2 protein-coding genes are annotated in these 2,691 nt (G+C 71.3%); both read left to right on the forward strand.

The genetic code is table 11. The annotated features are described in order from the left end of the window. Window positions 1-1,283: cation-translocating P-type ATPase (locus tag PROKR_RS20465; protein ID WP_036966583.1), on the forward strand; the 1,283-nt coding region annotated here is incomplete at its 5' end. 80 nt (window positions 1,284-1,363) lie between these two features. Further along, window positions 1,364-2,691: MDR family MFS transporter (locus PROKR_RS20470; RefSeq protein WP_036966597.1), on the forward strand; the 1,328-nt coding region annotated here is incomplete at its 3' end.

Genomic DNA, 2,691 nt, shown 5'->3' on the forward strand with positions numbered 1-2,691 from the left:
GGGCAGCGGCGCTCGCGGCCGTCGAGCGGCTGTCGGGGCAGGCGTACCGGACGCTCGGCGTCGCCTACCGCCGGGTGCCCGAGGACACGGGCCCCGAAGGGCTGGAGGAGCACGAGTCCGACCTGGTCTACCTGGGCGTGGTCGGCATCATCGACCCGCCACGGCCCGAGGTCGCCACCGCCGTGGCCGAGGCCCGCCGCGCCGGCATCCGGATCATGATGATCACCGGTGACCACCCCGTCACCGCGACCCGGATCGCGAGCGACCTGGGCATCGTGGAGCCGGGCGCGCGGGCAGTCACCGGGACGGAGCTCGACGAGCTGGACGCCGCCGGGCTGCGCGAGACGACGCGCGGCGTCTCGGTCTACGCCCGGGTGGCCCCGCAGAACAAGCTGCAGATCGTCGACGCCCTCCAGGCCGACGGGCACGTGGTGGCCATGACCGGCGACGGCGTGAACGACGCGCCTGCGCTGAAGACCGCGGACATCGGCGTGGCCATGGGCGTCACCGGGACGGAGGTGACGAAGGAGTCGGCCAAGATGATCCTGGGCGACGACAACTTCGCGACCATCGTCGCCGCGGTACGCCAGGGCCGGATCATCTTCGACAACATCAAGAAGTTCCTGCGCTACCTGCTCTCCTCCAACATGGGCGAGGTCTGCACGGTGCTGTTCGGCGTCGTGTTCGCCGGGGTCCTGGGGCTGGAGGGGGCGGCCGGCGGGGAGGCCGTCGTCGTGCCGCTGCTGGCCACGCAGATCCTGTGGATCAACCTCGTCACCGACTCGGGCCCCGCCCTGGCGATGGGCGTGGACCCCGAGACCGACGACGTCATGGCTCGGCCGCCGCGCGGCCCGCACGAGCGGATCATCGACGCCCGGATGTGGACCGGCGTGCTGAGCATCGGCCTGGTCATGGGTCTGGCCACACTGCTGACCATCGACATCTTCCTGCCCGGCGGCCTGGTCGAGGGCAGCGACGACCTCACCGTGGCCCGCACCGCCGGGTTCACCACGCTCGTGCTGGCGCAGCTGTTCAACGTGCTCAACTCGCGGTCGGAGACCACGAGCGCGTTCCACCGGATGTTCGCCGGCCGGTGGCTCTGGGCGGCGATCGGGCTGGGCGTGGTGCTCCAGGTGGCTGTCGTGGAGGTGCCGTTCCTCCAGGTCGCCTTCGGTACCGCGGGGCTCGACCTGGCGCACTGGGCCGTGGCGGTGGGGATGGCGTCGACCGTGCTGTGGTTCGACGAGCTGCGCAAGCTCGCGTGGCGGGTGCGGGAGCGGTGACTTGTCGTTCCGGTAGCAGCGGGCGCTGACGGCTGGCGCCTCCCCGCGCCGACCCGGACCGGCCGTGACAGTCTGCCCGCATGACCGCACCGAGCGCAGAGGCGGAACCACAGGCACTGCCGCGGGCCCGGGTCTGGGCCATCTTCGCGGGGCTCATGCTCGCGATGCTGCTCGCCGCCCTCGACCAGACCATCGTCGCCACCGCGCTGCCCACGATCGTGTCCGAGCTCGGCGGTGCCGAGCACCTGTCCTGGGTCGTGACGTCCTACATGCTCGCGAGCACCGCCACCACGGTGCTCTGGGGCAAGCTCGGCGACCTGTTTGGGCGCAAGACCCTGTTCATCGCCTGCATCCTGATCTTCCTGGTCGGGTCGATCCTGTCCGGCACGTCGCAGACGATGGGCCAGCTCATCGCCTGGCGCGCCGTGCAGGGCGTGGGCGGCGGCGGGCTCATGGTGCTCTCCCAGGCGATCATCGGCGACGTCGTGCCGCCCCGGGACCGCGGCCGCTACCAGGGCCTGTTCGGCGCGGTCTTCGGCGTCTCCTCGGTCGCCGGCCCGCTGCTCGGCGGGTTCTTCGTCGACAACCTCGACTGGCGCTGGGTCTTCTACGTCAACATCCCCGTCGGGATCATCGCGCTCGCCGTCGTCGGCTCCGTGCTGCCCCGCATCACCACGGCCACCCGGCCCCGGATCGACTACGCCGGCATCGTCCTGCTCGCCACCATCTCGACGGCGGTCGTGCTGCTCACCAGCCTGGGCGGCACCACCTGGGCGTGGAGCTCCGTGCAGGTGTGGGCGATGGCGGCGCTCGCGGTCGTGGGGCTGGTCGCGTTCGTCGCCGTGGAGCGGCGCGCGCCCGAGCCCGTGCTGCCGCTGCACCTGTTCCGCAACAAGGTCTTCTCCGTCGCCGCGGTCATCGGGTTCGCCGTCGGCTTCGCGATGTTCGGCGCCATCACCTACCTGCCGCTGTACCTGCAGACGGTCAAGGGCTCCACGCCCACCGAGTCCGGGCTGGAGATGACGCCGATGATGCTCGGTCTGCTCATCACCTCCATCGGCTCCGGGCAGCTCATCTCCCGCACCGGGCGCTACAAGGTCTTTCCCATCACCGGCACGGCCGTGACCGCCGTGGGGCTCTACCTGCTCTCGCTCATGGACCAGGGCACCACCACGCTCCAGGCGGGCCTGAGCATGTTCGTGTTCGGTGCCGGGCTGGGCATGGTCACCCAGGTCCTCGTCATCGCGGTGCAGAACGCCGTGAGCTACCGCGACCTGGGCACGGCGACCTCGGGCACCACGTACTTCCGCACCATCGGCTCGTCCGTCGGCGTCGCGGTGTTCGGCACGATCTTCGCCAACCGCCTCGCGGCCGAGGCCGCGACCGCCGTGCCGGACGCCGCCCAGGG

This window comes from Promicromonospora kroppenstedtii DSM 19349, assembly GCF_000515355.1.
In the GTDB taxonomy this organism is placed as follows: Bacteria; Actinomycetota; Actinomycetes; order Actinomycetales; family Cellulomonadaceae; genus Promicromonospora; species Promicromonospora kroppenstedtii.